The 26479-nt window shown below is 56.2% G+C and carries 23 protein-coding genes and 1 pseudogene; 12 read left to right on the forward strand and 12 right to left on the reverse strand.

Features of this window, described 5'->3' with window-relative positions; genetic code table 11:
* Positions 1-66: 66 nt before the first annotated feature.
* Complete coding sequence (locus MKZ35_RS11940) at positions 67-2361, forward strand: LysM peptidoglycan-binding domain-containing protein (protein ID WP_482513507.1); 2295 nt, start codon at positions 67-69, stop codon at positions 2359-2361.
* A 101-nt stretch (positions 2362-2462) separates the two neighbouring features.
* Positions 2463-3467 carry an IS701 family transposase gene (locus tag MKZ35_RS11945; protein ID WP_482513508.1) on the forward strand — a complete coding sequence of 335 codons (1005 nt, stop codon included), beginning with the start codon at positions 2463-2465 and terminating at the stop codon, positions 3465-3467.
* 167 nt (positions 3468-3634) lie between these two features.
* On the opposite strand, the gene MKZ35_RS11950 is transcribed toward MKZ35_RS11945, so the two are convergent.
* On the reverse strand, positions 3635-4702 hold the full coding sequence (locus tag MKZ35_RS11950; RefSeq protein ID WP_482513509.1) for a fatty acid desaturase family protein: 1068 nt from the start codon (positions 4700-4702) through the stop codon (positions 3635-3637).
* A gap of 136 nt (positions 4703-4838) precedes the next feature.
* On the opposite strand from MKZ35_RS11950, the gene MKZ35_RS11955 reads away from it, so the two are divergent.
* From MKZ35_RS11955 to trxA, 5 genes are all read left to right on the forward strand, one after another.
* The gene (locus MKZ35_RS11955) at positions 4839-5324 is read left to right on the forward strand and encodes a helix-turn-helix domain-containing protein (protein WP_482511885.1); all 486 of its coding nucleotides are present in this window, start codon (positions 4839-4841) and stop codon (positions 5322-5324) included.
* Between the two features lie 47 nt (positions 5325-5371).
* Positions 5372-5770, forward strand: a complete 399-nt coding sequence (locus MKZ35_RS11960) for a transposase family protein (RefSeq protein ID WP_482514741.1) — start codon at positions 5372-5374, stop codon at positions 5768-5770.
* Positions 5771-5926: 156 nt separating this feature from the next.
* Entirely contained in the window at positions 5927-9022 is a 3096-nt protein-coding gene (locus MKZ35_RS11965) for a DNA polymerase III subunit alpha (RefSeq protein ID WP_482513510.1), read from the forward strand.
* A gap of 243 nt (positions 9023-9265) precedes the next feature.
* The gene (locus MKZ35_RS11970) at positions 9266-9607 is read left to right on the forward strand and encodes a hypothetical protein (protein WP_482513511.1); all 342 of its coding nucleotides are present in this window, start codon (positions 9266-9268) and stop codon (positions 9605-9607) included.
* Between the two features lie 149 nt (positions 9608-9756).
* Complete coding sequence (trxA, locus tag MKZ35_RS11975) at positions 9757-10089, forward strand: thioredoxin (RefSeq protein WP_482513512.1); 333 nt, start codon at positions 9757-9759, stop codon at positions 10087-10089.
* On the opposite strand, the gene MKZ35_RS11980 is transcribed toward trxA, so the two are convergent.
* Both MKZ35_RS11980 and MKZ35_RS11985 read right to left on the reverse strand, forming a co-directional pair.
* On the reverse strand, positions 10086-10286 hold the full coding sequence (locus tag MKZ35_RS11980) for a hypothetical protein (protein WP_482513513.1): 201 nt from the start codon (positions 10284-10286) through the stop codon (positions 10086-10088). The genes trxA and MKZ35_RS11980 overlap by 4 nt on opposite strands.
* 44 nt (positions 10287-10330) lie before the next feature.
* Complete coding sequence (locus MKZ35_RS11985) at positions 10331-10795, reverse strand: Lrp/AsnC ligand binding domain-containing protein (RefSeq protein WP_482513514.1); 465 nt, start codon at positions 10793-10795, stop codon at positions 10331-10333.
* 1039 nt (positions 10796-11834) lie between these two features.
* Here MKZ35_RS11985 and MKZ35_RS11990 point away from each other — a divergent pair.
* The 3 genes from MKZ35_RS11990 (at position 11835) to MKZ35_RS12000 (ending at position 16035) form a co-directional block, all read left to right on the forward strand.
* Complete coding sequence (locus MKZ35_RS11990; protein ID WP_482513515.1) at positions 11835-13181, forward strand: beta propeller repeat protein; 1347 nt, start codon at positions 11835-11837, stop codon at positions 13179-13181.
* A gap of 317 nt (positions 13182-13498) precedes the next feature.
* On the forward strand, positions 13499-14926 hold the full coding sequence (locus MKZ35_RS11995; protein WP_482513516.1) for a P-loop NTPase fold protein: 1428 nt from the start codon (positions 13499-13501) through the stop codon (positions 14924-14926).
* Positions 14923-16035, forward strand: a complete 1113-nt coding sequence (locus tag MKZ35_RS12000; protein WP_482513517.1) for a hypothetical protein — start codon at positions 14923-14925, stop codon at positions 16033-16035. Before MKZ35_RS11995 ends, MKZ35_RS12000 begins: the two co-directional genes overlap by 4 nt.
* A gap of 44 nt (positions 16036-16079) precedes the next feature.
* Here the strand turns inward: MKZ35_RS12000 and MKZ35_RS12005 are convergent, their stop codons facing one another.
* Both MKZ35_RS12005 and MKZ35_RS12010 read right to left on the reverse strand, forming a co-directional pair.
* Positions 16080-17624 carry a protein-disulfide reductase DsbD family protein gene (locus tag MKZ35_RS12005; RefSeq protein ID WP_482513518.1) on the reverse strand — a complete coding sequence of 515 codons (1545 nt, stop codon included), beginning with the start codon at positions 17622-17624 and terminating at the stop codon, positions 16080-16082.
* Between the two features lie 110 nt (positions 17625-17734).
* Complete coding sequence (locus MKZ35_RS12010; RefSeq protein WP_482513519.1) at positions 17735-18292, reverse strand: protein-disulfide reductase DsbD N-terminal domain-containing protein; 558 nt, start codon at positions 18290-18292, stop codon at positions 17735-17737.
* 199 nt (positions 18293-18491) lie between these two features.
* Between MKZ35_RS12010 and MKZ35_RS12015 the strand changes: the two genes are divergently transcribed.
* Positions 18492-19823, forward strand: coding sequence for a hemolysin family protein (locus tag MKZ35_RS12015; protein WP_482513520.1), 1332 nt, complete (start codon positions 18492-18494; stop codon positions 19821-19823).
* Positions 19824-19900: 77 nt separating this feature from the next.
* Here the strand turns inward: MKZ35_RS12015 and MKZ35_RS12020 are convergent, their stop codons facing one another.
* A complete protein-coding gene (locus tag MKZ35_RS12020) occupies positions 19901-20416 on the reverse strand; it encodes a gamma carbonic anhydrase family protein (RefSeq protein WP_482513521.1) in 516 nt (171 codons plus the stop codon).
* A 72-nt stretch (positions 20417-20488) separates the two neighbouring features.
* Between MKZ35_RS12020 and MKZ35_RS12025 the strand changes: the two genes are divergently transcribed.
* The gene (locus tag MKZ35_RS12025; protein WP_482513522.1) at positions 20489-21004 is read left to right on the forward strand and encodes a hypothetical protein; all 516 of its coding nucleotides are present in this window, start codon (positions 20489-20491) and stop codon (positions 21002-21004) included.
* Here the strand turns inward: MKZ35_RS12025 and MKZ35_RS12030 are convergent.
* From MKZ35_RS12030 to accD, 6 genes and pseudogenes are all read right to left on the reverse strand, one after another.
* The gene (locus tag MKZ35_RS12030; protein WP_482513523.1) at positions 21001-21984 is read right to left on the reverse strand and encodes a radical SAM protein; all 984 of its coding nucleotides are present in this window, start codon (positions 21982-21984) and stop codon (positions 21001-21003) included. The two genes, MKZ35_RS12025 and MKZ35_RS12030, sit on opposite strands and share 4 nt — an antisense overlap.
* A gap of 211 nt (positions 21985-22195) precedes the next feature.
* Positions 22196-22957 (reverse strand): endonuclease III domain-containing protein, encoded by a 762-nt coding sequence (locus MKZ35_RS12035; RefSeq protein WP_482513524.1) that lies wholly within the window; start codon positions 22955-22957, stop codon positions 22196-22198.
* Positions 22958-23081: 124 nt separating this feature from the next.
* Positions 23082-23786 carry a YiaD family glycine zipper/OmpA-like lipoprotein gene (locus tag MKZ35_RS12040; protein ID WP_482513525.1) on the reverse strand — a complete coding sequence of 235 codons (705 nt, stop codon included), beginning with the start codon at positions 23784-23786 and terminating at the stop codon, positions 23082-23084.
* A 270-nt stretch (positions 23787-24056) separates the two neighbouring features.
* On the reverse strand, positions 24057-24353 hold the full coding sequence (locus MKZ35_RS12045) for a hypothetical protein (RefSeq protein ID WP_482513526.1): 297 nt from the start codon (positions 24351-24353) through the stop codon (positions 24057-24059).
* Between the two features lie 189 nt (positions 24354-24542).
* Positions 24543-25241: a YiaD family glycine zipper/OmpA-like lipoprotein gene (locus MKZ35_RS12050; protein WP_482514742.1), complete on the reverse strand. Its 699-nt coding sequence runs from the start codon at positions 25239-25241 to the stop codon at positions 24543-24545.
* A 256-nt stretch (positions 25242-25497) separates the two neighbouring features.
* A pseudogene (accD, locus tag MKZ35_RS12055) lies at positions 25498-26405 on the reverse strand (acetyl-CoA carboxylase, carboxyltransferase subunit beta).
* Positions 26406-26479 lie beyond the last annotated feature (74 nt).

The raw sequence follows: 26479 nt of genomic DNA on the forward strand, positions 1-26479 counted from the left end.
GATTTGCCTTCTTTGTAAGATAAACTCCTTGGCTGAGCGTTACTGATCGTGTACTCTACTTATCTGATGAATAAAAGAATACTTCTGCTGCTCTTGTGGCTGCTGCCCCTGCTGGCTGGTGCCCAAAGCGTAACGGTGCCTTCTGAGCTTGCTTTTGGTGGCATGCGTCTGCGCCTCACCCCGCGCGGACGGGAGGCCGTGCAGCAAAAAGTAGACGCTCTGCGTCGCTATCAGCCTTCCTTTCAGGCCCGCGTCGACTTGGCCGATGCCTATTTTCCGCTGATTGACCGCACGTTTCAGGCTGAGGGCATTCCGCTTGATTTTCGCTACCTGGCGTTGCAGGAAAGCGGTTTACAGGGTGAAGCCCAATCCATTCACGACGCCGTGGGCTACTGGCAATTCAAGCGCGAGTCGGCGACGGAGCTGGGCGTACAGGTAGATGGTACCGTGGACGAGCGCAAGCACATTGTGGCCTCCTCGCGCGGCGCGGCGGCTTATTTGAGGCGCAATAATGCCACTTTTCATAACTGGGTGAATACGCTGCTCAGCTACAATCTGGGCCTGACGGGCACCAAGCCCTACACCCTACCCACCGATGTAGGCGCGACGGAAATGGAGATTTCCGAAAAAACGCATCCCTACATTCTTACCTTTTTAGCGCATAAAGTAGCCTACGAACCCGCCGTAGGCCAGAATCCGCAGCCGCCGATGCTGCTGCAGGAGTTTCCGGTGCAGCCCGGCCAGCAGCTCGCCTCTTTAGCGCAAACGCTGCAAACTGACCCCGCCGAGCTGGCTCGCCACAACCATTGGCTCCTGCCTGGTAGCGCCGTGCCGGCGGGCAAAGCTTATACCGTGCTGGTGCCCATCACGGACGAGCTGCAGCGCACCGCCTTGCTCGCTAATCAGCGCACCGCCACGGCCGGCCAGCTCCTCACCCAGCCCGATATAGATCCCGAAAACGCTGATTTCGTGCGTATCAACGGCCTGCGCGCCATTGTAGCCCTGCCCGGCGATACCAAGGAAAGTCTGGCGCGTCGGGCTAATTTGAAGATGCGGCGCTTCATGCAGTACAACGATTTGTATGCCTTTGATAACGTGGTGGTGGGGCAGCCTTATTTTGTGCAGAAAAAGCGGGATAAGTCGTCGGTGCAATACCACGTAGCTCAGCCGGGCGAAACAGTGACTACTGTAGGGCAGAAATACGGGATGCGTACTCGGGCTATTTTGGCCAAAAACCGCATGCGGCGCAATGAGGAGCTGCGACCCGGCCGGATGCTTTGGCTGCAGTTTACTCGTCCGCGCGAAGTAGCCGTGGAGTACGTGGATAGCCAGGATAAGCGTGCGCTAGCCGCCTTCGAGCGGCCCGTGCGCGGCGCAGGCGCTACTGCCTCCACAGCCGCGCCGCAACCTGCGCCGGCTAATCCACGTCGCATCCTTACGCCTAAAGCGAAGACACCGGTTGAGTCCACTCCAACAGAGCCCGTCGAGCAAACCGACATCATAGAGGAGCCACAAGCAGATAGTATAGTAGTTGCGGCTGCCACACCGGCGCCTACCACAGCTCCTGTGACAAACGAAGAAGTGGATTTGCCCCCCACACCACCCACGGTGGCTGCGCCTGATACGAGCCGAGGAAAACTTCAGATAACTCCTTCTGTAAAAGCCGCTACGGCTACTGCCGACACAGTTCAGACTTCCAGCCAGAATTTGCCCCCCAGCCAGGCACAAGACACGACGCGCACATCTACTGCCGATACGGCCAACGCTGCTGAGCCCGTGGTAAAAAACCCTGGTCAGGTGGTGCTACGCGATTTGCCTGCTTCCTCCAAAACAGCGCCGGCAAAATCGGCGCCCGCAAAATCGACTCCGGCCACAACTGCACCTTCACCCCGTCCTGCCCCAGCAAGCCCAGTAGTTACCGAAGCCACTGAGGTGTTGGATATACCGGCCAGTGGTCAGCATATCGTGCAAAAAAGTGAGTCGCTGTATAGCGTTGCCCGGCGCTACGGTCTGCGCCCCGCTGACTTGGCGGCATGGAATAATTTGCCCCCCAGCGCTGCTTTAAGCCTGGGTCAGGTACTACGCGTGGTGCCTTCTGCGGCTGCACCCGCACCAAAGCCGACTGCGCCAGCCACGCCCAGCCCAGCCGCGCCCCGGCCAACGCCGACGCCAGCAACAGCAGTAACGCCCGCGCCTGCTGCTACCACTGGCCCCATACGCCACACGGTGGCCGCCGGCGAGTCGATGTACGCCATTTCCCGGAAGTATGGTGTCACCATCAAGCAGATTATGGAGTGGAATGGCAAGCCCGATTTCAACGTCCGGCCCGGTGAAGTCCTGACTATTCGCGCCACGAAGTAGGCCCTTGCAAAGCTCATTGCAACAAAAAAGGACGGCGCTGAGCCGTCCTTTTTTGTCGTTTTTAGGACTTACGCAAAAGGGGGATTTGAGTATCTTAAAGCATGAAAGTCACGGCGCAGCTCTACGGGCAGTTTCTGCTCAGCAGTCAGGTGAACTACACCGGCACCTACCTGGCCGAGCACTTGGCCGGCCTCACGCACGACAACGTGCAATACTTCCTCAAAACCCGCCGTTTTACGCCGCGCCAGCTCTGGCAGCAGCTGCAGGGCGAGTTCGTGGGCAGCCCGCGCGGCTATGTGCTCTTCGATGATACGGTGCTCGACAAGTCGCATAGCCACAAAATTGAGCTGGTTCGCCGCCAGTACTCGGGCAATGCCCACGGGCTGATCCAAGGCATCGGTCTGGTCAGCTGCGTGTACGTCAATCCCGACACCGACCAGTTCTGGCTGCTCGACTACCGCCTGTTCGCCCCCGACGTGGATGGCAAAGATAAACACGCCCACGTGCTGGACATGCTCACCCAACTGCGGGTACGGCAAGTGCCCTACCGCACCGTCCTGATGGACAACTGGTATGCCACCACGGCCCTGTTCAAGTGGCTTATCACGGCGCAGAAGCAGTTTTACTGCCCGCTCAAAAGCAACCGCTTAGTCGATGACTCGGGCGGCCAGCAGCCCTATCAATCCATAGCGCTGCTGAGCTGGTCGGCCCAGGACGTGGCCCACGGCAAACTACTGCAAGTAAAAGGCATGCCCAAGGACTCGAAGCTGAAACTCTTCCGCGTACGGGTGTCTACCCACCGGACGGACTACCTCCTCACCAACGAGTTGGAACAAGAGGACACGGCCGCTGCCGAGCAAGAAAGCAACGTCCGCTGGCTGATTGAGCAGTTTCACCGCGAAGCCAAGCAGCTTACCGGCCTGCAAGCCTGCCAGTGCCGGCTGGCCCGCAGCCAGCGCAATCATATTGCCCTGGCCCTGCGCACCTGGGCCTGTCTCAAACGCCTGGCCTACCAGACCAAAACCACCGTCTATCAGCTCAAGCAGGGCCTACTGGACAACTATCTGCGCCGTCAACTGGCTCACCCTACCCTCCGCTTTGCGTAAGTCCTAGTTTTAAATCTCAGGGATTGGGTGTCGTTGCGATGTAGCGCGAAGCTTCCGCTTCGCGTGTCGTTGTTTAGTTGAACACGTCATTGCAAAATGCCCCTAGGTCGTTCAACGATACGCGAACTGAAAGCTCGCGCTACATCGCAACGACATCCAAGCGGGAGTTACTTGGCGTAAGCCAGCTCGGGCTCAACGAAGCGAACTGTCCGCGATTTTAGCATCTCGATAATATCCTCGTCGCTCTTATACCGGTCGCCGACGTTCACAAAGTGCTTGGCCATCAGGTCATAGCGCTTGGTCATGAGCCAGGCAAAAAGGTGCAGCCAATGGATGCCTTCAAACACGATGGCGTCGTTCTGAACGTATTTGGGCAGCGTTTTCAGGAAATGGTTGGGGTGCTCCGTCCAGTGCAGGGCGGGCCGTACGTGGTGGCTGGTGTGGTAGCCGTCGTTCCAGCACTTATGGTTGTACTTGGTATTCAGGCACGTTACGCTATTGTGGTAAGCGTTGGCTGGGTCGATGGAGTTCACGAAGGCGTGCTGCGTCCAGTTGCCAAGCATCATAACGACCCGCGAGATGATGAAGGGCAGAATAAACACTGCGAACGTAGCCGGGAAGTTCACGAAGCTCAGGCCGATGCACCACGCGAAAAAAGCCACCTCCCCGCGAATCGATTTAAAAAGGAACTTCTTCTTATTCCTTCGCTTGAAATAAGACAGCAGCCGAAAAATACCGACGCTAACAAAGTCGCCCAGGTACTGCAAAAAGCCCCCCAGCGAGTCGCGCTGGTAGCTCATGGTGGAGCTGGTGTCCTCGGGCATGTTGTTCTCGGCGTGGTGCATGCCCATGTGGTGGGTATAGTACGTCTCCGGCGTCTGCCCAAACAGCGGCCCAATTGCCCACGGAATACCCATGTTCAGCCAGTCGTGCTCCTTTTTAAACAGCGGCCGGTGACAAACACAGTGCAGCATCAGCCCGAAAGGACCCTTAAAGGTGATGTTGTTCAAAAAATGATACAGCACCGCCGCTGACCACCATATCCAATTCGGCAGGCCCGGGATATAGAGCAGAATGGCCAGCGGAATAAGGGTGAGGCTAATATTAAAAAGCAGCCGCGCAAACGGCAGGTCACGCTCATCCTGGCAAACCTTCAATAACTGCGTTTCCAGCCACGAGTAGGCAGCGGGCTTTTGATAAACCGGGTCGGTGAGGACGGCGGGTAGTGATTTCATAGTTGTTGATAGGTGTCAGGTATCCAGTTCAAATACGGAGTTTCGTTCCGAGGAAGCAAGTTAGCTATGCCAACACGCTTAACGGCGGTTTAGTTAGAAGACTTGTTCCCAAATAGTATTTTTGGGGATGCTAGACGTGAATACGATAACCGATGACCGGCAGATGCGGGCCTTGACGGGGCTAGATGTGGCGGCCTTTTGTGCGCTGGCCGAGCCGTTTGCGGTCGGCTGCCAACAAGAAGCGGATGCCCGCTTTACCGACCAGCGCCCGCGCAAACGGAAGGCTGGCGGTGGGCGTAAGGGCGTGTTAACCAGTCCGCAGCAAAAGCTATTGTTCATTCTGTACTACCTCAAAACTTACCCCACCTTCGACGTGCTAGCCGCCAGCTTTGGCTTGCCCCGCTCTAAAGCCTGCGAACACGCGCACCGATTGGCCAAAGCGCTGGAACGCACCTTGCGCACACGGGGCGTACTGCCGGCCCGCACCATCGACTCGCTGGCCCAGATGCAACAGGTCTTCGCCGAGATACCCGTGCTGCTGCTTGATGCCACCGAGCGCCCCCAGCACCGCCCGCGGGCCGTGGTGGACCGGGCCGCCGACTACTCGGGTAAAAAAGACTGACCCGTAAAAATACGCTCATTGCCGACCCGGCCCGCTACATTCACTACCTGGGACCCACTACCTGCGGGGCGACCCACGACTACCAAGCGCTTAAAAACGAGTTTGATATCAACCTGGGCTTGCTCGACCTTTTCGAACTGCTGGCCGATTTGGGCTACCTGGGCCTCGTCGCTGACTACGAGCTGCCCGCGGAAAGCTTGCCCCACCGCAAGCCCCGGCGCAGTAAAAAACGCCCGGATGCGGCCCTGACCGACACCCAACGAACTGAAAATGCCGCCCACGCCCGCCGCCGCGTTAAGGTTGAACACGCCATCAGCGGAGCTAAACGCCTGGGTTGCGTGGCCCAAACCTGCCGCAATAAGTCCGCCAGCTTCAACGACCGCCTGCTGGCGCTGGCTTGCGGAATCTGGAACTGGCATCTTGTTAAACGAAAAGAAGCTATTTAGGAACAAGTCTAGAATCTATACGCTGGGAACCAGTAGTGGGGTTAGCTGGGGGGCATTTTTATGTCGCTGATTATCAGCTTCGCGGCTCTTTTAGCTTCCAACTCCGACCGGGTCTGGGTATCTTTACTAATTACTTGTCCGCTTAAAATACTTGCCATGCCTACGTTTTCCCACCTTCACTGCCATACCCAATACTCCCTGCTCGATGGTCAGGCCAGCATTGGCAAACTCATGAAAAAGGCGCAGGAAGACGGCATGCCCGCTGTAGCCCTCACCGACCACGGCAACATGTTCGGGGCTTTTAATTTCGTGGCCGAGGCTAACAAGTACAACGTGAAGCCCATCGTGGGCTGCGAGTTTTACTTGGTCGAAGACCGCCACAAGAAGACCTTCAGCAAAGAGAAAGGCGAAAAGGACAAGCGCTTTCACCAGCTGCTGCTGGCCAAAGACCAGGCTGGCTACCACAACCTGAGCAAGCTGTGCTCAATGAGCTTCATCGAGGGAGTGTACTCCAAGTTCCCGCGCATAGACCGCGAGTTGCTGGAGCAGTACCACGAGGGCCTGATTGCGACCAGCTGCTGCATCGGGGCCGAGATTCCCCAGACTATCCTGTTTAAATCGGAAGCGGAGGCCGAGGAAAAGCTGAAGTGGTGGCTGGATTTGTTTGGTGAGGACTACTACATCGAAATTCAGCGGCACGGGCTCATGAACTTCGATGGCACCGGCAAAAGCCAGGAAGACGTGAATCAGGTGCTACTCGGCTTCGCCCAGAAGCACGGCGTCAAGGTCATCTGCACCAACGACTCGCACTACGTGGACCAGACGGACTATGCGGCCCACGACCTGCTGCTGTGCGTGAACACCGGCGAGGAGCACAGCAACCCGGTCGGCGACATTCAAACCCAGTATTACACGTTGATGACCGGTAAGGGCGAGGTGAAGTACGACCTGCTCGACAACCTGCGCCGTGACCACAGCCGCGACGAAAAAGCCCAGAAGCAGCTGCGCCGTATTGATGAAGAACTCCAGAAACCCAAGCCTCACACCCGCTTCGGCTTCGCCAACGATCAGTTCTTCTTCAAGACGCAGGCGCAAATGAACGAGCTGTTCAAGGACGTGCCGGAGAGCGTAGACAATACCAACGAGATTGTTGATAAAATAACGCCCCCCAAGCTCCAGCGCGACATTCTGCTGCCTAATTTCCCGCTGCCTCCGCAGTTCGCCAACGCCGACGACTTTCTGCGCCACCTTACTTACAAAGGCGCTTTCGAGGGTGCCAAGCCGCGCTATTCCGTTCGCACACCGGAGATTGAGGAGCGGCTGGACTACGAGCTGCGCATCATCCAGACGATGGGGTTTGCAGGCTACTTCCTTATTACCCAGGACTTCATCAACCATGGCCGCTCAGTGGGCGTGGCGGTGGGGCCGGGCCGGGGCTCGGCGGCGGGCTCGGCGGTGGCTTATTGTGTGGGTATCACCAACATTGACCCCATCAAGTATTCCCTGCTGTTCGAGCGTTTTCTGAACCCAGAGCGCGTGTCCATGCCCGATATTGACATTGACTTCGACGACGTAAATCGTCAGAAAGTCATTGACTACGTGGTGAATAAGTACGGCAAGACGCAGGTGGCTCAGATTATCACCTTCGGCACCATGGCCGCCAAGTCCAGCATCAAGGACGTGGCCCGCGCTATGGAGCTGGCCCTGCCTCAGACCAACGACCTCACCAAGATGGTGCCCGAGCAGGTAGGCACCACCCTGACCAAAGCCTTCGCCGAAAACCAGGAGCTGGACATGATTCGGCGCGACGAGAGCCCCGACAACCTGCGCGGTCAGATTCTGCGCCTGGCCACCCAGCTCGAAGGCTCGGTGCGCAACACGGGCATTCACGCCGCCGGCATCATTATCGCGCCCGACGACATCACGAAGTACATTCCGGTCGCGACCTCCAAGGAATCGGAGCTGCTCATCACCCAGTTCGACGGCAAGGTGATTGAGTCGGCGGGTATGCTGAAGATGGACTTTCTGGGCCTCAAAACCCTGACCATCATTGTGGATGCCCTGCGGTTGATTGAGAAAAACCACGGCATCAAAATCGACATCGACGACATTCCGCTCGACGACGAGAAGACCTACGCTCTCTACCAGCGTGGCGATACTATTGGCACGTTTCAGTTTGAATCGGAAGGTATGCGTCAGTACCTCAAGGACTTGAAGCCGACCAACATTGAGGACCTAATTGCCATGAATGCCCTGTACCGGCCCGGCCCGATGCAGTTCATCCCGAACTTTATCAACCGCAAGCACGGCCGCGAGGAAGTGGTTTACCCGCACGAGCTGCTGCGGCCCATCCTGGAGTATAGCCAAGGCATTATGGTGTACCAGGAGCAGATTATGCAGACGGCCCAGATTCTGGCCGGCTACTCCCTCGGCGGGGCCGACCTTTTGCGCCGCGCCATGGGCAAAAAGGACATGAAAAAGATGGCCTTGGAGCGCGAGAAGTTCACCAAGGGCGCTGCCGACCTGCACAAGATTGCCGCGAAGAAGGCCAACGAAGTCTTCGACGTGATGGAGAAATTTGCTGAGTATGGATTCAATCGCTCGCACTCTGCCGCCTACTCCGTGGTGGCCTACCAGACGGGTTATCTGAAGGCCAACTACCCCGCCGAGTACATGGCCGCCGTGCTTACCAACAACATGGGCGACATCAAGAAGGTGACTTTCTTCATTGAGGAAGCCCGCAAGCAGGGCTTGGCCGTGCTCGGCCCCGACGTGAACGAGAGCTTGCTGAAGTTCAACGTAAACCAGGAAGGAGCCATTCGCTTCGGGATGGCCGCCGTGAAGGGCGCGGGCGAGCTGGCCGTGGAAAGCATGGTGGAAGAGCGGGAAAAAGGCGGCCCTTACTCCGACATTTTCGACTTTGCCAAGCGCGTGAACCTGCGCACCGTAAATAAGAAGACCTTCGAAAGTCTGGCCCAGGCCGGCGCATTCGATGACTTTGGTAAGCACCGCCGTTTGTACCTCGACGCTCCGGCCGGCGACCAGCCCCTCATCGAAAAGGCCATGAAGCTGGGCCAGCAGCACGCCGCCGCCAAGGAAAGTAGCCAGCACAGCCTGTTCGGCGCGTCAGCGTTTGGGGCAGTGGCCGCGCCGCTGCCCAAGATGCACGACATGGAGCCCTGGAGCAAAACCGAGCAGCTACGCCGCGAAGGAAGTGGTGGGTTTCTACCTCTCTGGTCACCCGCTGGATAGCTACAAGCTGGAGCTGGACGCCTACTGCACCTGCGGCCTCGACGTGATTGACAACCACAAGAACAAGGAAATCGCCGTGGCTGGTCTCATCAACAACGTCTTGTTCAAGACCACGAAAATGGGCCAGCCCTTCTGCACTTTCACCCTGGAGGACTACGAAACGAGCATCAGCCCCGCGCTATTCCGCGACGACTACACCAAATTTGCCCCCTCATCAATCCCCGCAATTATCCCAACGAGCAGGTGCCGCCCATGTACGTGCGCCTCAAGCAGGAGCTGCGCCGCCACACCCAGGACCAGTGGGACCTGCGCATTATCTCGATGCAGCCCCTGGCCGACGTCGCCGAAAAGATGAGCAAAGGCGTCCGCGTCCGCCTGGATCTGCGCACCGTCACCGGCCCTATGATCGACCGCCTAGAAGAAGCCATTCACGCCGCTCCCGGCAAAAAGCGCCTCGAGATTCAATTCGCTGAGCCGCATGAGCAGCTAGCCGTAGACATGTTCTCTCGCCGCTTTCAGATTGAGCCCAAGGCGTTTATTGACAAGATGCGGGAGCTGGAAATGGATGCTTGTCAACTGATTTAGGAATTAGAGGCTCCACGAAATTTGACAAACTATTGGCTTCTTTGATAAGTTGAACTTTAAGTCGTGCGGCTTGTTGAACTGCAATCTGCTACCTTGCGGCCCGTTTGTTCGTAAGCACTCAGATACTACACCATTCAACCCCTACTATCATGGGACACAAAGCAATTGAAATCACCGATTCCAATTTTGAAGAAATAATCAACTCCGATAAGCCCGTGCTCGTGGATTTCTGGGCCGAGTGGTGCGGTCCGTGCCGCATGGTAGGCCCCGTAGTGGAGGAGCTGGCCGGCGAGTACGAAGGTCGCGTTATTATCGGCAAAGTAGACGTTGATTCTAATCCGCAAACCTCCGCCAAGTTTGGCATTCGCAGCATTCCTACGCTGCTTGTGTTCAAGAACGGCCAGATCGTAGATAAGCAAGTAGGTGCCGTGCCGAAGCACGTATTGGCCCAAAAGCTGGACGCGCAAGTAACGGCAGCTTAAAGCTTCACTTTATTATATTGAAAAAAGCCCCCCAGATCACTCTGGGGGGCTTTTTTATTACTCTTAGCTTCTATCAACACGTAAAAGCTTGCGTCAGGGTTGCTGGCGTGAGCTTCGGTGGGCGGCGCTTGGGGCGGAAGCGAGTTGTCGAAAAAGATAAAGTCGGGCGTGAAGCTGACGGCCGCAGCAAACGCCATAGCGGTGGGCAGATTGACTATCACGCGTAAGGCTTCAACTGAACTCAGAGCAACTGAATAGAACGGTTTAAGTTCTCCTCCAGAGAGATAAGCGTTTCGGTTCGCTCGATGCCCTCGATGAGCTGAACCTGGTCGTGGAGCACGTCGCGCAGGTGCTGGGTATCACGGCACACGATGCGGGCAAAGAAGCCATAGTTGCCGGTGGTGTAGTGAATACTAATGACCTCGGGAATCTTACTGAGCAGCTTCGCTACGCTATCCGACACGGAGCTTTTGGTCAGATAAATCCCCAGAAAAGCGCTTACACCATAGCCTAGCTTCTGATAATCAACGCGCAGCGTGGAACCCAGCACAATGCCCAGCTCTTCCATGCGGGACATGCGCACGTGCACCGTGCCACCGGACACATGGACTTTGCGAGCAATTTCAGTGTAGGGCATTTTCGCGTCAGCAATGAGTAGAGCGAGAATTTTGCGGTCTACATCGTCAAGTTCGTAATCACGGGCCATTTTTGCGGGCTTTCATTTATTGGATCGCAACAAAAGTAGTCATTTATTAAAAATAGTGTAAATTTTATTGATAAAGCTTACCATATTTTTACTTTTCGGAAGCTTCTGCTACATTTGTCATAATCAAACACGAAAGGTGGTTGAGCATCTTGTAGGATGATGGAATTGGTAGACATGCCCTCCTCTCTCGGGGGTAGAGATTCGGGAAAAACTGGTCCGGCGGCCGGCTAACTACTCTGTGGAGGTTCGAGCCCTCCTTCTACAGCTGATTGGGGAATTATAGTGGGAAGGGAAGTACCGGGACGTATCTGGGTGGGTACGTTCTTAATTGGAAGGCTGCATCTGGGTGGGTGCAGCCTTTTTTATTTTATTTCGGAGGAGATAATTTCTATCAAGAAAGCCCCCAGGTGCCACACGCTTTGATTAGCGGCGCCTGGGGGGCTTTTTTGCTTCTTTATTAACTGCTGCCTGATGAGCAAGCAGGTGATCTTACATATTTGTATTTTGTATTAATATTTCAATTTTTTATTTGACTATTTAATTTTATTTAGTACCTATACAAGCAAGCAACAAGAGTTTTTGCGGTGCTTTTATCTATCCTTGTGGGGCTTGTTTTGAAGCCCTGACCTTATGCGGCTTCGGAATAATCACCTTCAAAGCCTGCTCTTCCTGATGTAGTAGCTTACCGGCAGGAGCGCTTGGCTAGCCATTATGATTACTGCAATAGCCAGTTCATACCATTGCATAAAGGTGTTTTGCTTGAACTGAAGGCGCGCTTCTTATTAAAAATCAGTCATTGGCTTCGCAACAGCAAGTTCGGAAATGAGCTATCCTTACTTGCCCACGTTATTCCGAATTCTGCGAACCACTGAGACTACAGGAGTTAAACGCCGTGCTTGCCTTCCCAACTGCGTTTGCTTGCTCCAGCGTGATTAATCATTCCGATCTATACTTTACCTAAAGCCAAGTCGTGGTTAAGGAGCAAAAGCATTTTAGGGTTTGTAGAGCAGCGGCAACAGACTTTTTTTAAGTAGTTGTGATGGCAGAACGGGCAGGAAACCAATCATCGCGTAAGGCTAGCGTAGTGCGGCCGGAGCGCCCTGGACCGTCTGGCAGCTTTGCCGAACGCCCTACTGCCACGGACTCCAATAGCCAAAAAAGCCCCCCAGGTGGCCCTGACCCCGAAACTCTGCGACATGACTACGCCGCCGCCGGCCGCCAGCTGCGCCGGTGGCTGTGGGCGGGGCCGATGCTACTGGTGTTGGGTTTGGTGCTCTGGCGCTGGGGGCCACGCGAGCGGCTGACGACGCAGGCATCGGCCTCAACCAGCGGCTACTTCTTTTGGCAGGCCGGCACCGCGCAGGACGCCGACAATAGAACCTGGGTCTGGGTGCTGACTGATACCGCCGACAGAGCTAAGGTGCTGCTCAGTGCCGACCAAGGCCACACCTGGCAGGTACGCGACCTGGGTGTACCCCGCAGCCGGGCCAGGGCACTAGCGCTCGGTTGGGGCGCTCCCGGCAAAGGGTTAATTGTGGGTGATTCGGGCTGGGTGCGAACCGTGGAGAACGTATTTGATGCTCCCACTGAAGGGCAAGACCAACAGCTCACCGATGTAAACGGCACCACTTTGCGGTCGGTGGCGGTAGACCCACGGGGGCGCAGAGCAGTGGCAGTAGGAAATGACAACAGAATCTGGACGACCACGAACGACGGCCAAAGCTGGCGGGCGGATTCGGCGCAGGGCAGGCTCACAGGCTACTGGCCCGGCCGGGGAAGCTTTGTAGTGGTTTCGGACAGAACGATTCGGGAGTTAAGCTTTGATTCGGGTCGAGCCGCCCGCATCACTATTGCGGCGGAGACAATATGGAATTACTCCAAAATCACGGACTCGGTAGCTACGATAGCTTTTGAGGAAAACAGTGGCGGGCTTTTGCTTACTACTTACAACGGTGAGGCCGTTTATTGGCGGCAGCGCCCATCGACTGGCAATACGTCTGCTACCGCCGATGCCTACGTTTCCTTACCTGTTTCGCTGTTTGGCCCCGGCGTACAGGCTATAACCCTGGCTTTCTGGCAGCCCGGCCGCCTGGATAGCGCCTTACTGCTCACCCGCACGCCAAACGGTGACCAGCTGCAACGAATGGCCGTCGGGCCTCAGCTGACAGAAGCAATAGCGGCGGCAGATGCATATTTTAAGTCACTTCTCGCGGCCCCGCCGCCTTTCGTAGATAAGAATAAGGACGACTGGGTCACCTCGCCTCCTAAAACCTCAACTAAAGCACCTGCTAAAACTTCGTTAGCTGCCGGACGAAAGCCTTCAAGTCAGAAACAAGCAGCGTCAGCGGTTGCCGGGGGGCGAATCAGAAGGGCAGAGGCAACATAAAAGGCAGTGACGGCAGGTTTGGTAAGGATGGTTATCCCCCGACAGCCATTTCAAAGGGAGACCAAGGGTTTGAAAAAGGCGCTCCTAAGATTGGCAATGGCGGTGAGAGTCCGATACCGTCAAGCGGAACCGCAGACCCAAACGAAAAACCTCCCAAAGCTTCCCCCAAGCCTGAAAATGATGTTTTCGAGAAAGCTCCCATGTCTCAGCAGACGTCGCCCAACCGCCGCACAGACAGCCTGAACACGCAAACCAAACAACAGGCCGCCCGAAATTATAAGAAGAAAAACTAACCTTCAGCTTGTGCTGGTCTGCCGATGTTTCCTGTTCTGCTCCGTGATAAGTTTGTTCCAGGCTGGCTGCTAGCTGCGCTAACCGCGGCCCTGCTGCTACTCACCTTGGCCTGGGTTTGGCAAATCGTGCGGCTATTGCGCCGTCGTCGCCGCCTGCGCGAAACCATCCCCGACGCGGGCCCCGATTTGCTGGCTGCCGTGGTGGGCAAAGATGATTTGCCGAGCGCCGCCGATACACTCGGCTTTGGAGCGGTGGCGCAGGCCATAGCCGGGCTGCTACGCAACGCGGCCACCGGGGCGCCCTACTCGGTAGTAATATCCGGAAACTGGGGCTCGGGCAAAAGCTCAGTGATGCTCCAGATTCGCAAGATGCTGTGTCAGGAGCAGGATCGGGCACCCTTCCGCGACGTCTGGATCAATGTGTGGCACTACCAGAGCGGGCAGCACCTGCTCGGCGCGTTTCTGCGGGAGCTGCTGCGGGCCTGCGACGACGGCTCTTACCGCCGTAGCTTACGCAAAGGACGCCTGCGCGAGCTAAGCTTCTGGCAGGCTTGGCGGGTGGGGCTGGTGCTGTTTCTGCTAGGACCGGTTCTGCTGTACCTGGTAGGCGTACTGCTTCAGGCCCCGCCCCTCCACCTAAACCTGGTAACGCCGGCCCGCGCCCTCAATCTGTGGTTTGCTAACCACGGATTAGGCTGGATGCTGGCCCCCTTCAACTTATTAAGTGAGACCTCCGCGCTCCTGCAACTAGCGGGCACCGACAAGCCGGAAAGTGGCAGCTCCAGCCTTACTATCTGGGGTACAGTGCTGGCCTGGGTGGGCACGTTGCTGGGGGCGCTGCAATGGATGCGCACCCACGGCAACACCATTACCGAACTGTTGCCCATGCGCCAGTTCGAGCAGGCTGCCGCGCAGGCTGATACGGGCTTCCGCGACAAATACCGGCGCGAGTTCAGCGACGTGCTCCGGTACGCGCCTACCGGGTTACGCATCGTGTTTTTTGTAGATGACGTGGACCGGATTCCCGGCCCGCGGGTGCTGGAGCTGCTCGAAAGCCTGAATTTTCTGGTGGAAGTCAGCCGGGAGGCGCGGGCCCAGCAAGAAGCCGCCGACAAAGCCGCTGGCCAGGAGGATGCACACGCCAATTCAACCCCCGAGCGAGTGGCTCGCCTCTATTTTGTGCTCGGCATGCATGTACCCGAGGTCGTGCGTACCCTGGCCGACGCCCTCGACCACGACCAGCGCCTGGCCGCGCCCGCCGAAGCCCGCCGCCACGCCGCCCGCTACCTCGAGAAGATGATTGACTTGGTAGTGCCAATGCCGACCCTGGCTCAGTGTGGCCCCGAGCAAGTAGCCCGACTGCTATTTGGCGCAGAAGAGCCTGTTCCTGAGACCACGCGTGAGCCAGCACTTGCTGCACCTACTCTATCCGCCTCGCCTCAGCCCGCATGAATAAGCTTTTTCCCCTGCCGCTGCGCGCCGTGCTTGGCTTGCTTGCCGCCTACCTGCTGGTCGCGCTCTTCTATGCTCATCTGGAAGACGAGGCCAAATCCATTGTTAAAAAAGAGGCCGACTCAAAAACGACAGCCAGGCAGGAAAAACAACAGTTGCAAGCTACCGAAGAACGACGCCACACCGAACTAGTGAGTGCCTTACATACGCAGCGAAACGGGCCCGACGAGGCAGGCAACGTAGCGCAAGCAACACCCACTGAAGCCACGGCAGCAAACACTCCTGGGGCAGAGGCAGGCTCTACCAAATCAGCCACAGACGCAACGCCTCCTCCTGCTACAACCAAAAAGCCCCCCACCATCCCACCCGTTCGCGCCTTGCCCGACCGCCTCCGGGCGCAGTTCGGGTGGCTGCTGCCCGTCTTGTCGCTAGTGGGAATCGGGCTGCTGGCCCGGTTTGCCTGGGTAGGCTGGCGCGACCAGCAAGTGAAGCTGCTGCTACCCGACCGCTCGGAGCACGACGCGCCGCTGCTGGGGCTGCTGCTACGAGCTTTTGCCGGACCTATCGGGCAGATGCTGCCGATTCCGCGCCAGGTGAAGCGGTTAGCCTCCAAGGCCCGTCTTCAGCACAACCTACTGCACGCGCTGGCCCACAGCACGGCTAAACCCAAGTCCAGGCCGGCCTTAGCACTGGCCGTCGATGGGACCGATAATCTGCTGGCCGCCGCGCGAAGTACCACTCGGCTGCCGCCGTTTCCGTTCGATGAGGCGCAGCAAGTGTTGGCTTTTCTGCTTCTGCTGATGATTGAGCAGGAAACCGCTCGTGAAGACCGCGCCGAAACCAGTCGCCCCCTGCGCCAAACTGTGCCCGTGCGCCTGCGCGACCTGCCGGAGGACGAGTTTGTCACCAAGCTGCGGGCTTTATTCACCAACTGGCACCGAACAGGTATGCATCAACCCCATTATGAGGAGTTTGAGGAGCTGGCTTATTCCCAGAAACTGCCCTGCAAAGTACCCGCTTATGGGAGCTTACAGGATTTATCAATCACCGAAGACAGCGACCGGCTTCTCATTCAGCTTTACCGTCTCAACACCGGCCTGCTAGGCTAAAGCTAAGCCTAAGCTTATTCTGGTTTTAGAAATTCATCAACCCTTTACCGGGCGGCCACTGGCTGCGTTTGTCGGCGGTATTGGGCCAGGCCTGCATCCAGAAACTTTAGGAATCCGGCTACATCAGGCTCATAGGCGACAGGTGTTACCAAGGGCTGATTGCCCGCCTCGGCATTAAGCAGCACATAGTATGGCTGCGCATTGACGCCGTACTCCATTATCTGAAAATCGGCGTTTTGCTTACCCAGCGTGTTTTTCTTCTTATTGTCGCGCCGGGAGGTATACCACTCATTTTTAGGCAATTCCTTTTTATCGTCTACGTACAAAGCCACCACTACGAAGTCTTCGCGGAGGCGCTTGAGTACCTGCGGATCGCTCCAGACGGTGGCCTCCATTTTGCGGCAATTGACGCAGGCGTGGCCCGTAAAATCGATGAAGATGGGCTTCTTCTGGGCGATGGCACAACGCTTGGCCTGCTCCAGATCAAAGAAGCCGGATAGTCCGTGGGGCAATTCCAGGAAGTCGGCGTAGCGGGGCGTTTCGCAAAGCTCGTTGGCGGCGGTAGCCGCTGGAAATGTAGAATTGCCCCCCGGTCCCGCCAGCGTGAAGTCACGGTTAGACTGGGGCGGTAGGTAGCCGGCCAGCAGTGGCAACGGGGCGCCAAATAAGCCGGGCACCAGATAGGTCATGAAGCTGAACGCCAGGATAGCCAGCAGCAAACGCGGTACGCTCAGGTGCGTAATTTCACTGTCGTGGGAGAGCTTGAACTTACCCAACAGATACAACCCCAGCAAAGCCGAAAGCACAATCCAGAGCACCAAGTATACGTCGCGGTTGAGCAGGCCCCAGTGATACGCCAGATCGGCCATGCTCAGAAACTTGAGCGCCAGCATCAGCTCCACAAAGCCCAGCACTACTTTCACCGTATTCAGCCAGCCGCCGGAGCGCGGCAGGCTTTTGAGCCAGGAGGGAAAGATGGCAAACAAGGTAAACGGCAACGCGAAGGCCAGCGAGAACCCAAACATGCCGACTACCGGCATAATAGTTTCGCCGCGTGCCGCCAAGCCAAGCACGGTGGCTACAATGGGACCCGTGCACGAAAACGACACCAGCACCAGCGTAAAGGCCATAAAAAACACGCCCAGCCAGCCGCCTTTATCGGCCTGCGCATCGGCTTTATTGACTAGTGAATTGGGCAATGTAATTTCGAAGAGCCCTAGAAAGGACAGGCCGAACACTACAAAAACGGCGAAGAAGATCAGGTTTGGCAGCCAGTGAGTTGCCATAAAATTGGGCCCATCCTCGCCCAGCAAGCGCGCTACGATAACACCGATAATGGTATAAATCAGGATAATGGACAACCCATACACCAACGCTTTCAAGATGCCTCGCGCCCGGCTGTCGGTGCCGCCGGTGAAGAACGAAACCGTCATGGGCACCATGGGAAATACGCAGGGAGTGATAAGTGCTGCTAAGCCCGAGAAAAAGGCCAAAACGCCAAACCCCCACAGACTACCGGTGCCCGAAGCACCAGCCGCGACCGAGGCAGAACCTACCGTAGCCGTAGTCACGGAGGCTGGTGGTGCCACGACGGCCGCCTGAGCAGCTGTAGCGGGCGGCGTGGGCGACAGGTCAGCGGCAATCTCAGCTTCCTCGGCGGGCGCAAGAGCTGGTATTGCGGCAGTTTTGCCCCCCGCATTCAGGCCGGCAGCGGCAGATGAGGTAGCGGATTGACTGCTGGCAGGGGAGCTACGGCGCCGGTACCAGCGGGGGCAGCGGCCACTTCGATGGGGCCAAAAGCCAGTGTTTCGTCGCCCGGGATGCAGCGGCCATCTACGTCGGTGCAGGTCTGGTACTCTACATCAGCTTTAATAGTGAGCGGGCCGGGCTGGAGGAGTTTGATTCGCTGGCGAATCTGGCCAGTCTTTTCAAAGTAGGTGATGTCGCCGCCAAACGTCTCGTCGTATTTCTTTTTGGAGCCTACCGACTTCGGCTTGCCGACCACCGCGTAAGCCGCGCTTTTGGGAAAGGTGAACGCAAAAACCGTCGGGCCAAGATCAGGGTCAAAATCGGTGGCGTAGAGGTGCCAGGTGTCGCTCATCCTAGCATTAACGATCAGCTCTATTTCATCGCCTACTTTCGCGTTCGGCTGGCTGACGGCCGTGGAAAGCTTGGTTGGCGTGAGCACCTGGGCCATCGAACCCACGCCGGCGAGCAGGAGGAGGAGCAGGGAAAGCAGAATTCGGTGAGGCAGCATAAGATGATAATCAGTTCGAAGGCAAACAAAGTTCGGCAGGAAGTGTCACACTTTCGCGGATAGCGGTTGCGTGCCGATTTAACCAGCTGATTTTGCCCCCCAGCCACTAATATGATCAGAGCCCGAACCGCTTGGACAGAATCACGTACTTTTGTAGTTACATAGGAGTAGCGGGCCGCGTGAGCCTCACTCCGCATCTATGATTTTACAAATTCTTGTTACCCTTCTGCTGGTTTTGCTGAATGGTTTTTTCGTGGCCGCCGAGTTTGCTCTGGTTAAGGTTCGGGCTTCGCAAATTGACCTGCGCGCCCAAAGCGGCGACAACCTAGCGCGCATTACGCAAGGTATTCTCCAAAATCTCAACGCGTATCTCTCAGCCTGTCAGTTGGGTATTACGCTGGCTTCGCTGCTGCTGGGTTGGATTGGGGAGAGCGTAGCCGAGAAAGTAGTAACTGGCGCCCTGACGGCGGTAAACGTGAGTATATCGCCCGAATGGCTGCACCGGGTTTCTCTGGCACTGTCCTTTGCCACTATCACCACGCTGCACATTGTTATTGGCGAGCAGGCCCCCAAAGTAATGGCTTTGCAGCGCTCCGAAACCGTGAGTCTGATTGTGGCATGGCCGCTCAAAATTTTCTACTTTGTGTTTCGGCCGTTCATCTGGCTGCTCGACCGCCTCAGCAATCTGACACTGGGTTTGTTTGGCGTGCAAGCCCTCCACGGCGAGGCGGCGCACACCACTGAAGAAATCCGTATCCTGTTGGATCAAAGCAAGCAGAGTGGCGAAATTCAGGACTCGGAGCACGAATTGATTGAGAATGTTTTTGAATTCAACGACCGAATGGTGAAGCAGATTATGGTGCCCCGCACCAAAATCGTTGCCATCGACATAAATTCCCCCCAGGACCAAGTACTCGAAACTGTGTACAGTGAGGGCTACTCCCGCATTCCGGTGTATGAAGTTTCCATTGATAACATCGTAGGTATCCTCTACGTGAAGGATTTACTTCAATTGATTCGACGGAGTGAGGCGGTGGAGCTGGCCAAAATTATGCGCCCGGCTTACTTCGTACCGGAAACCAAGAAGATCAACCGTCTGCTGCGGCAGTTTCAGCGCAAGCACATGCACATCGCCATCGTCTCCGACGAGTTCGGCGGCGTCTCGGGTATCGTTACCATCGAGGATATTATCGAAGAGCTGGTAGGCGAGATTCAGGACGAGTATGATAACGAGGTACCCGTGGTGGAGAAAGTATCGGCTGATGAATACCGGGTGAATACATCTACCGCCATTTCTGATGCCAACGAGTATCTCCCCTATCCGCTGCCCGAGGGCGACGACTACGAAACCGTAGGCGGCCTGCTCAACATGATTTATGGCAACATTCCGGAAGTAAACGACGTGGCCGTTGTCGATAACTATGAATTCCGGGTGCTCAAACGCTCGCGCCGCGCCGTGGAGCTGGTGCAGCTTCGCGTAGTTACCACCGCCGAGCGCGAGGCCGAAACCGACGAAGCGTTGAACTTGTAAATAGTTGGTTTTTGCTTCTGAGTATACAAAAAAGCCCCCCAGAATCATTCTGGGGGGCTTTTTTGTAATCTGTCAATCTATTGCTGAAACCAACTGGCGTATAGCACATAATTATCGGCTGTGCGGGCAATCATGGCGCGCTGCTCTTCGGTTACGGGTTTGATTTTGCGGGCCGGAATACCAGCGTACAAATAGCCGGGCTCGCACCGGGTATTTTCCAGCACTACCGCCCCCGCCGCCACGATGCAGCCCGCGCCCACTACCGCGTGGTCCATTACGATGGCTCCCATACCAATCAGGGCATCATTCGCCACGGTACAGCCGTGCACAATGGCCCGATGCCCGATACTTACCCGCGCCCCGATGTTGGTAGCCGCCTTCTGATACGTGCAATGAATGACGGCGCCATCCTGAATATTCGTCTTGTCGCCAATGCGGATGCTGTTCACGTCGCCCCGCAGCACGGCGTTAAACCAAACCGTACAATTATTTCCCAGCACCACATCGCCCACAATGGTGGCATTATCGGCTATAAAACAGTCGGCGCCTAGCTGGGGGGCAATTCCGTTGACGGGTAAAATAAGCGCGTCCATAGCAGTACAAAAGGATTGACAAAGAAAGACTAATATTAAGACCCAATTCAGATGCTGTCTATCTCTGTCACTATGCCATCTACCAACGCTCCTGCTCTGCCAGCGCTTTTTACCGAACGCCAGGACTTTTGGCGGCCCTGGTGGTGGTTGGCGCTTCTGATTCCAGCTGTGTTGAGCGTGGTATCCTTCTTAGTGCTACGCCAGCAGCCAACAGCTCCCACGAACCTAAAATGGGTGGTTTTAATACTGCCAGCGCTGCTTACAACAGGCATATTCGTACTGCTGCGGCTAGAAACGCATATCGACGTGGAAGGAATTTCATACAGCCTTTACCCAATGAGCTGGCGTCGTATCGCCTGGACTGAAGTAAGACGTGCTTACGTGCGTCAATATTCTCCGTTAGGTGAGTATGGCGGCTGGGGTATCAAAGGCTTTTCCACTACCAATTACGCTTACAATGCTGCGGGCAATCGGGGCATACAATTGGAGCTAGCCAACGGGCACCGCCTTTTAATTGGCACCCAGCGTACCATCGATGCTCAACGTGCTCTGGCCGAACTAGGCTACGCAATGCCTACCCCGGCTTAGCGCGGCAGCATGCGCCTCCAAGTGCCTTTTGCCAGGTTGTATCTGAGCGTGCTAGGTAAAGCCTGCCAGAAATACTTGCTAGTTTCTACCGCGAAGCTGGGCTGCATATAGCAGTTGATGGTGCAGCCCTCGCAGGCAGGCAAGCGCCCTTCCAGTGCCGCCAGCTGCTGTACTTCCGCCGAGCGGTACAAGTCGTAGAGCTGGCCATTGACAGGAAATTTCTGTTGGCCCAGATGGTAGCAGGGCAGCACCAGCTCATTGCTGGGCGAAATAACCAAGGTGGTGCTGGCCGCCCGGCACACCGGCTTAGCTACGTGGTTGCCGCCGTCTTTGCGCAGCTGAATGAACGCTTCGTTGAGATAAACGCCCCTGCGCCGCCCAAACGCCGACAGATAATCCAGCTCGGTGGTGGTTAGCTGCTCACCGGTGGCCACGCTGTTGTACTCGAAGGCCGGATTGATGATAAGCACCAAGCCGTTGGGCTGGGTAATGTCGTGGTACACGGCCTCCAGTTGCGCCAGGTTTTCGCGGAACACAGTAAAGAGAATGTCGGGGCGCTCGCCTAAGTCTTTGGCCACTCGAATGCTTTCCAGCACAAAATCATAACAGGCGACGCCGCGGCCTCTGTCGTGTATCTCCTTCTCCGACGAATCGAGAGAGAAGTGCAGCATATCAACTTTGCCCCGCAGCCGCTCCGCATATTTTGGATAGAGCAAACAATTGGTAGTGAGCGTGGTGATAAAGCCCAGCTCGTGAGCAAGGCCCACAAACTCATGAATCTGGCGGTGCAGCAGCGGCTCGCCACCGGTAAAATCAACCACGTTGACGCCTAAGCGCCGCAAATCGCGCAGGTTTTGGGCTACATCCTCCAGCTGAATATAGGGTGAGGGCTTTTCCCAAATGTCGCAGAACGAGCAGCGCGCATTGCACCGGTAGGTGACGTAGTAATTACACAATACCGGATGACGAACGAGGCGCATAGCGGCAAAGGTAGCCCATTTAGCCTGGCACAAGTAGGTGGTAGTATTACCCCTCACCTCCTACGTCTGTCATCCTGAGCAGAGCGAACAACCTTCTCACACCTGAACAAGTCGTTGGTGCGCTTGTCGTGCTGGTGCGAGAAGGTCCTTCGCTCTGCTCAGGATGACAGACGTGGGAGTAAGATGAAATCAGATTTTAGCCGGCCATTTATCAATGCGGCAGCTTGCCCCAGGCTTCTTCCCAGCGCTTGGGCGTTGCGGCCATTGCGTCCGGGGTGGCCGGTCCGTGATGTTCCTGGTAGTAGCTACAAAAGCCTTTCAGGGGGCATTTTGGGCAATCTGGCTTTAGGAACAGACAGATCTTTTGCCCATGCCAGTAATTGTGCTTGTGAAAGTTGAGCAACACCAGCGCGTCAGCGGGCAATTGGGCCAATAACAGCTGGTGCGCTTTGTCAGCCGAGGCTTTGGGCGGAATCATGCCTACGCGCTGGGCGATGCGGTGCACATGCGTATCGACGGGCAGCACGGGCTTATGAAAGTTAAAAAGTAGCACCAGCGAAGCCGTTTTCAGGCCGATGCCGGGCATATCCATCAGCCAGGCCAAGCCTTGCTCGGTCGGCCAGTCCAGCAGAAAATCCAACGTGACAGCGCCATGTTCGGCCTTTATGCGGCGTAATATCTCCTGAATACGCGGAGCCTGGGTATCGGGCCAGCGCGTGGTCCGGATGGCGTGCGCTAGCTCGGCTGTCGGCGCGGCCATCACGCCTTCCCAGTCGCCGAACGCCTCCAGCATCCGGTCGTAGGCTAGCTCCTCATCGTGGTGAGTGGTCCGATGCGACAACAGCGTGGATATCAGCTCCCGCATGGGCGTGCGGCGCGGGGTTTCCAACGTCAGCGGCGGATAAAATCCATTCAGAATCGCATGGTTCTCACGCGTTTTCTCAGCGGCTGGCGAGTCGTAGGTGGTTGGCATAGCCGGTTGTACCGGCTGGGCTACCCTGAGGTTGCGGGCTCATTCATCAACAATTCACAAATGCATAAAAAAGCCCCCCAGAATGTGCCTGGGGGGCTTTTTCAAGATATTCTAACAGCGAAGCTTAGATGGTGCCGCGCTCAGCAGCTTTCTTCAGCTTCTCATTGGCATAAATGGCTACTTCTACGCGGCGGTTAGCCGTGCGGCCAGCCTCAGTCGAATTATCAGCAATAGGCTGACGCGAACCGTAACCCTGGGTTTGGAAGCGCGAAGCGTCTACACCCTGGCTCTGGGCATAGTTAGCAACGGCCTGGGCCCGGCGCTGCGACAAAGGATCGTTGATGGCGTCGTTGCCGCTGGTGTCGGTGTGGCCTTCCACCAGCACGTTGGTGTCGCCGTACTTCTTCAGCGTAGCAGCCAGCTCAGCAATGTTCGTCTGGGCAGCAGAAGTCAGATTAGAGGAGTTTTTAGCGAACAGGATACCGGAGTCAAAGGTGATTTTGATGCCTTCGCCTACGCGCTCTACTTTGGCACCGGCCATTTCACGCTGTAGCTCAGCAGCTTGCTTGTCCATGCGGCGGCCAATGAGGGCGCCACCGGCACCACCTACGGCTGCTCCGATAATAGCGCCGCCAGCGGTGCTGTTTTTGCCACCAAGCACGCGGCCCAGTACGCCGCCGGCTACGGCACCAGCACCAGCCCCGAGCAAACCGCCTTTAGCGGTTTTGCTCATTGGCTTCCTGGTGGTCGTGGTCTGAGCTTGGGCGAAATTACCGCCTAGCAGCAACAGGGCTAGTATAAAGGCGATGTACGAACGGGAAGTTTTCATGATGTAATGTGAAGGGGTTTGTTTTGGTATTCGTTGGTGAAAGGCTGGTTAAGGTTTTGGAATAAATTGCCTCCCATGACTAATCGAAAGGCAACCACCTTGCCAAACTCCCGCCCTTATCCTGTTTATCCACAAAAAAATACCCTCACGCTCGCGTAAAGGGCTTTTTATGAAGCGGATATAGTTGAGTTAAACATTTCAGCAATAAAGCAAAAGGCTGCCCCTACGAGGGGCAGCCTTTTGCTGTAGCAATTACTTGGGTGTTTGTTGCTAGTTCTTCTTAGTGTACTCCCGGTGCCGGACCGGATCTTTTTTCTTGTCGCGCCTCTTGCCAATTAAAGTACCACTTACGGCGCCGGCACCAATTACGGCACCCTTACCCCGGTCGCCTTTACCAGCAATAATAGCACCTGCCGCGGCGCCGGTACCGGCCCCAATGGCAGCACCTTTGCCCTTACGGCTCCAGCCTTTCTTCTCGGTCTTGGTATCGCTCTGGGCCAAAGCCGCATTACTTCCCAGAAACAACATGGCCGCAGCCACAGCAAAATATACGCGAAGAGTTTTCATGATTTTCTCGTTAGGTAGTACGATTAAACCGGTGGTAATCTGAGCGGTAAACGATAAGCAGGGCACTTAAGTTGACCGAATATTATCTAAAGTGCAGCTAAAGCTAGCTTGACTTTTTAGGCACAAAAAAGGCCGCCTATAGGGGCGGCCTTTTTAAATCTTTCAGTTGAAGCGCATTGCTTACAAGGCTTACAGGCGGCCTTCCTCGGCGGCTTTCTTCATCTTCTCATTGGCGTAGATGGCAATTTCTACCCGACGGTTAGCCTGCTTACCGGCTTCGGTGGTGTTGTCGGCAATGGGCTGTGACGAGCCGTATCCCTTGGTCTGAACGCGTGAGGCGTCTACACCCTTAGAGGTGGTGTAATTGGCAACTGCCTGCGCCCGGCGCTCCGAAAGCGGCTGGTTGATAGCGTCTGAGCCGCTGGCATCAGTATGGCCTTCCACCAGAACGTTGGTATCGGGGTACTTCTGGAGTGTAGTGGCCATTTTGTCGATTTCCGTCATCGAAGCCGGACGCAGCGTAGCAGCGTTGGTGTCGAAAAGGATACCCGAGTCGAAGGTAATTTTGATGCCTTCGCCTACGCGCTCTACTTTGGCGTTCTGCATATCGCGCTGCAACTCCTCAGCTTGCTTATCCATACGGCGGCCGATGAGGGCACCGCCCGTACCGCCTACTGCCGCGCCAATGATGGCGCCTGCTGCCGTACCCGACTTACCGCCAATCACGCGACCTAGCACGGCGCCAGTAATAGCACCGGCACCAGCACCAATGGCGCCACCCTTCACGGTACGGCTAGTACCGGTTTTGCGAGCACCCGTGCCATTAGCCGACGTATCGGGTCCGGTAGCGGTTCCCTGCTGCGACGTAGCGCAAGAGCCCAAAAACAGGGTAAAGGCGAGGAAAAGAGAAAAAAGTGAGTTAGAGGATTTCATGGGAGAGTGTACTTAGTGAAACAGAAATTAAACGTGTAATGGAACGTTTCAGTGCTGCTTACTGCATTTCGACTGAAAAAGTTCGTGGAATATATTGTTAGCCCTATCAAAAACCTTGCTGAAACGAAATGGGCAGGTTGACCCGCCAAAAAAGCCCCCAGCTAGTGCGGTCGCACAGTTGGGGGGCTTTTTTAGGCTAGAGCTTTGATTTTCAGGCCGTGCCAGCCGTGCGTAAGCTGCGCTGCAAGGGCAGCGCTTCTACCACTACTTCAGGCGCGGGGCGCAGCATCATCAGCAGATCGGTAAGCTGGGGTTTGAGGTTTTTGCGGTCCACAATGAAGTCGAGGAAGCCGTGCTCCAGCACAAACTCGGCACTCTGAAAATCCTTGGGCAGGTCTTTACCGATGGTCTCCTTGATTACCCGTGGGCCGGCAAAACCAATCAGTGCGCCGGGCTCCGAGATATTGAAGTCGCCGAGCATGGCGTAGGAAGCCGTGACGCCGCCCGTAGTAGGATCGGTGAGCAGGGAAATGTAGGGTATCCCCGCCTCGGAGAGCATGGCGAGTTTGGCCGAGGTCTTAGCCATCTGCATCAGCGAATAGCCAGCTTCCATCATGCGCGCGCCCCCGATTTCGATATCATTAGGAAAGGCATGCGGTGCTGGCGGGCGTAGTCGATGGCGCGGGCAATCTTCTCTCCTACCACGGAGCCCATCGAGCCCCCGATGAATTTAAAATCCATACAGGCTACCACCAGATCAAGGCCATTAAGCTGTCCATAAGCCGTGCGCACCGCATCGCGAAGTCCCGTTTGCTCTTGAGTGGCTATAATACGCTGCGGATAGCCTTTGGTATCCACGAAGTGCAGCGGGTCGGCGGAGGTAAGCTCGGCATCAAGCTCGGTGAATAGATTGCCGTCGAATAACACCTCAAAATACTCAGCCGAATCGATGCGGGCGTGGTGGTTGCATTTGGCGCAGGTATACTGTAGGCGCTTATGCTCCACCATGGGCGACACGGTTTTGCACTCCGGGCACTTGTACCACAAGCCGTCCGGGGTCTCCTTCTTCTGCTCCGTCGGGGTGACGATGCCTTTCTCTACGCGCTTAAACCAAGACATACTTTCTATAATGAGGAATGAGGAGTGAAGAAGGAGTCAGAAAATGAGGCTGATTTCAAACAGAAAAAGAACAT

Source organism: Hymenobacter sp. R533113 (assembly GCF_056835965.1).

Excerpts from the sequence above, each read along its gene's own strand:
- MKZ35_RS12015 (WP_482513520.1), top strand. The coding sequence starts at position 18,492 with ATGATTTTACAAATTCTTGTTACCCTTCTGCTGGTTTTGCTGAATGGT.
- MKZ35_RS12025 (WP_482513522.1), top strand. The coding sequence starts at position 20,489 with ATGCCATCTACCAACGCTCCTGCTCTGCCAGCGCTTTTTACCGAACGC.
- MKZ35_RS11945 (WP_482513508.1), top strand. The coding sequence starts at position 2,463 with ATGAAAGTCACGGCGCAGCTCTACGGGCAGTTTCTGCTCAGCAGTCAG.
- MKZ35_RS11965 (WP_482513510.1), top strand. The coding sequence starts at position 5,927 with ATGCCTACGTTTTCCCACCTTCACTGCCATACCCAATACTCCCTGCTC.
- MKZ35_RS11940 (WP_482513507.1), top strand. The coding sequence starts at position 67 with ATGAATAAAAGAATACTTCTGCTGCTCTTGTGGCTGCTGCCCCTGCTG.
- MKZ35_RS12020 (WP_482513521.1), bottom strand. The coding sequence starts at position 20,416 with ATGGACGCGCTTATTTTACCCGTCAACGGAATTGCCCCCCAGCTAGGC.
- MKZ35_RS11950 (WP_482513509.1), bottom strand. The coding sequence starts at position 4,702 with ATGAAATCACTACCCGCCGTCCTCACCGACCCGGTTTATCAAAAGCCC.
- MKZ35_RS12045 (WP_482513526.1), bottom strand. The coding sequence starts at position 24,353 with ATGAAAACTCTTCGCGTATATTTTGCTGTGGCTGCGGCCATGTTGTTT.
- MKZ35_RS11995 (WP_482513516.1), top strand. The coding sequence starts at position 13,499 with ATGTTTCCTGTTCTGCTCCGTGATAAGTTTGTTCCAGGCTGGCTGCTA.
- MKZ35_RS11990 (WP_482513515.1), top strand. The coding sequence starts at position 11,835 with ATGGCAGAACGGGCAGGAAACCAATCATCGCGTAAGGCTAGCGTAGTG.
- trxA (WP_482513512.1), top strand. The coding sequence starts at position 9,757 with ATGGGACACAAAGCAATTGAAATCACCGATTCCAATTTTGAAGAAATA.
- MKZ35_RS12035 (WP_482513524.1), bottom strand. The coding sequence starts at position 22,957 with ATGCCAACCACCTACGACTCGCCAGCCGCTGAGAAAACGCGTGAGAAC.
- MKZ35_RS11980 (WP_482513513.1), bottom strand. The coding sequence starts at position 10,286 with ATGGCGTTTGCTGCGGCCGTCAGCTTCACGCCCGACTTTATCTTTTTC.
- MKZ35_RS11985 (WP_482513514.1), bottom strand. The coding sequence starts at position 10,795 with ATGGCCCGTGATTACGAACTTGACGATGTAGACCGCAAAATTCTCGCT.
- MKZ35_RS12030 (WP_482513523.1), bottom strand. The coding sequence starts at position 21,984 with ATGCGCCTCGTTCGTCATCCGGTATTGTGTAATTACTACGTCACCTAC.
- MKZ35_RS12010 (WP_482513519.1), bottom strand. The coding sequence starts at position 18,292 with ATGCTGCCTCACCGAATTCTGCTTTCCCTGCTCCTCCTCCTGCTCGCC.
- MKZ35_RS12040 (WP_482513525.1), bottom strand. The coding sequence starts at position 23,786 with ATGAAAACTTCCCGTTCGTACATCGCCTTTATACTAGCCCTGTTGCTG.
- MKZ35_RS12000 (WP_482513517.1), top strand. The coding sequence starts at position 14,923 with ATGAATAAGCTTTTTCCCCTGCCGCTGCGCGCCGTGCTTGGCTTGCTT.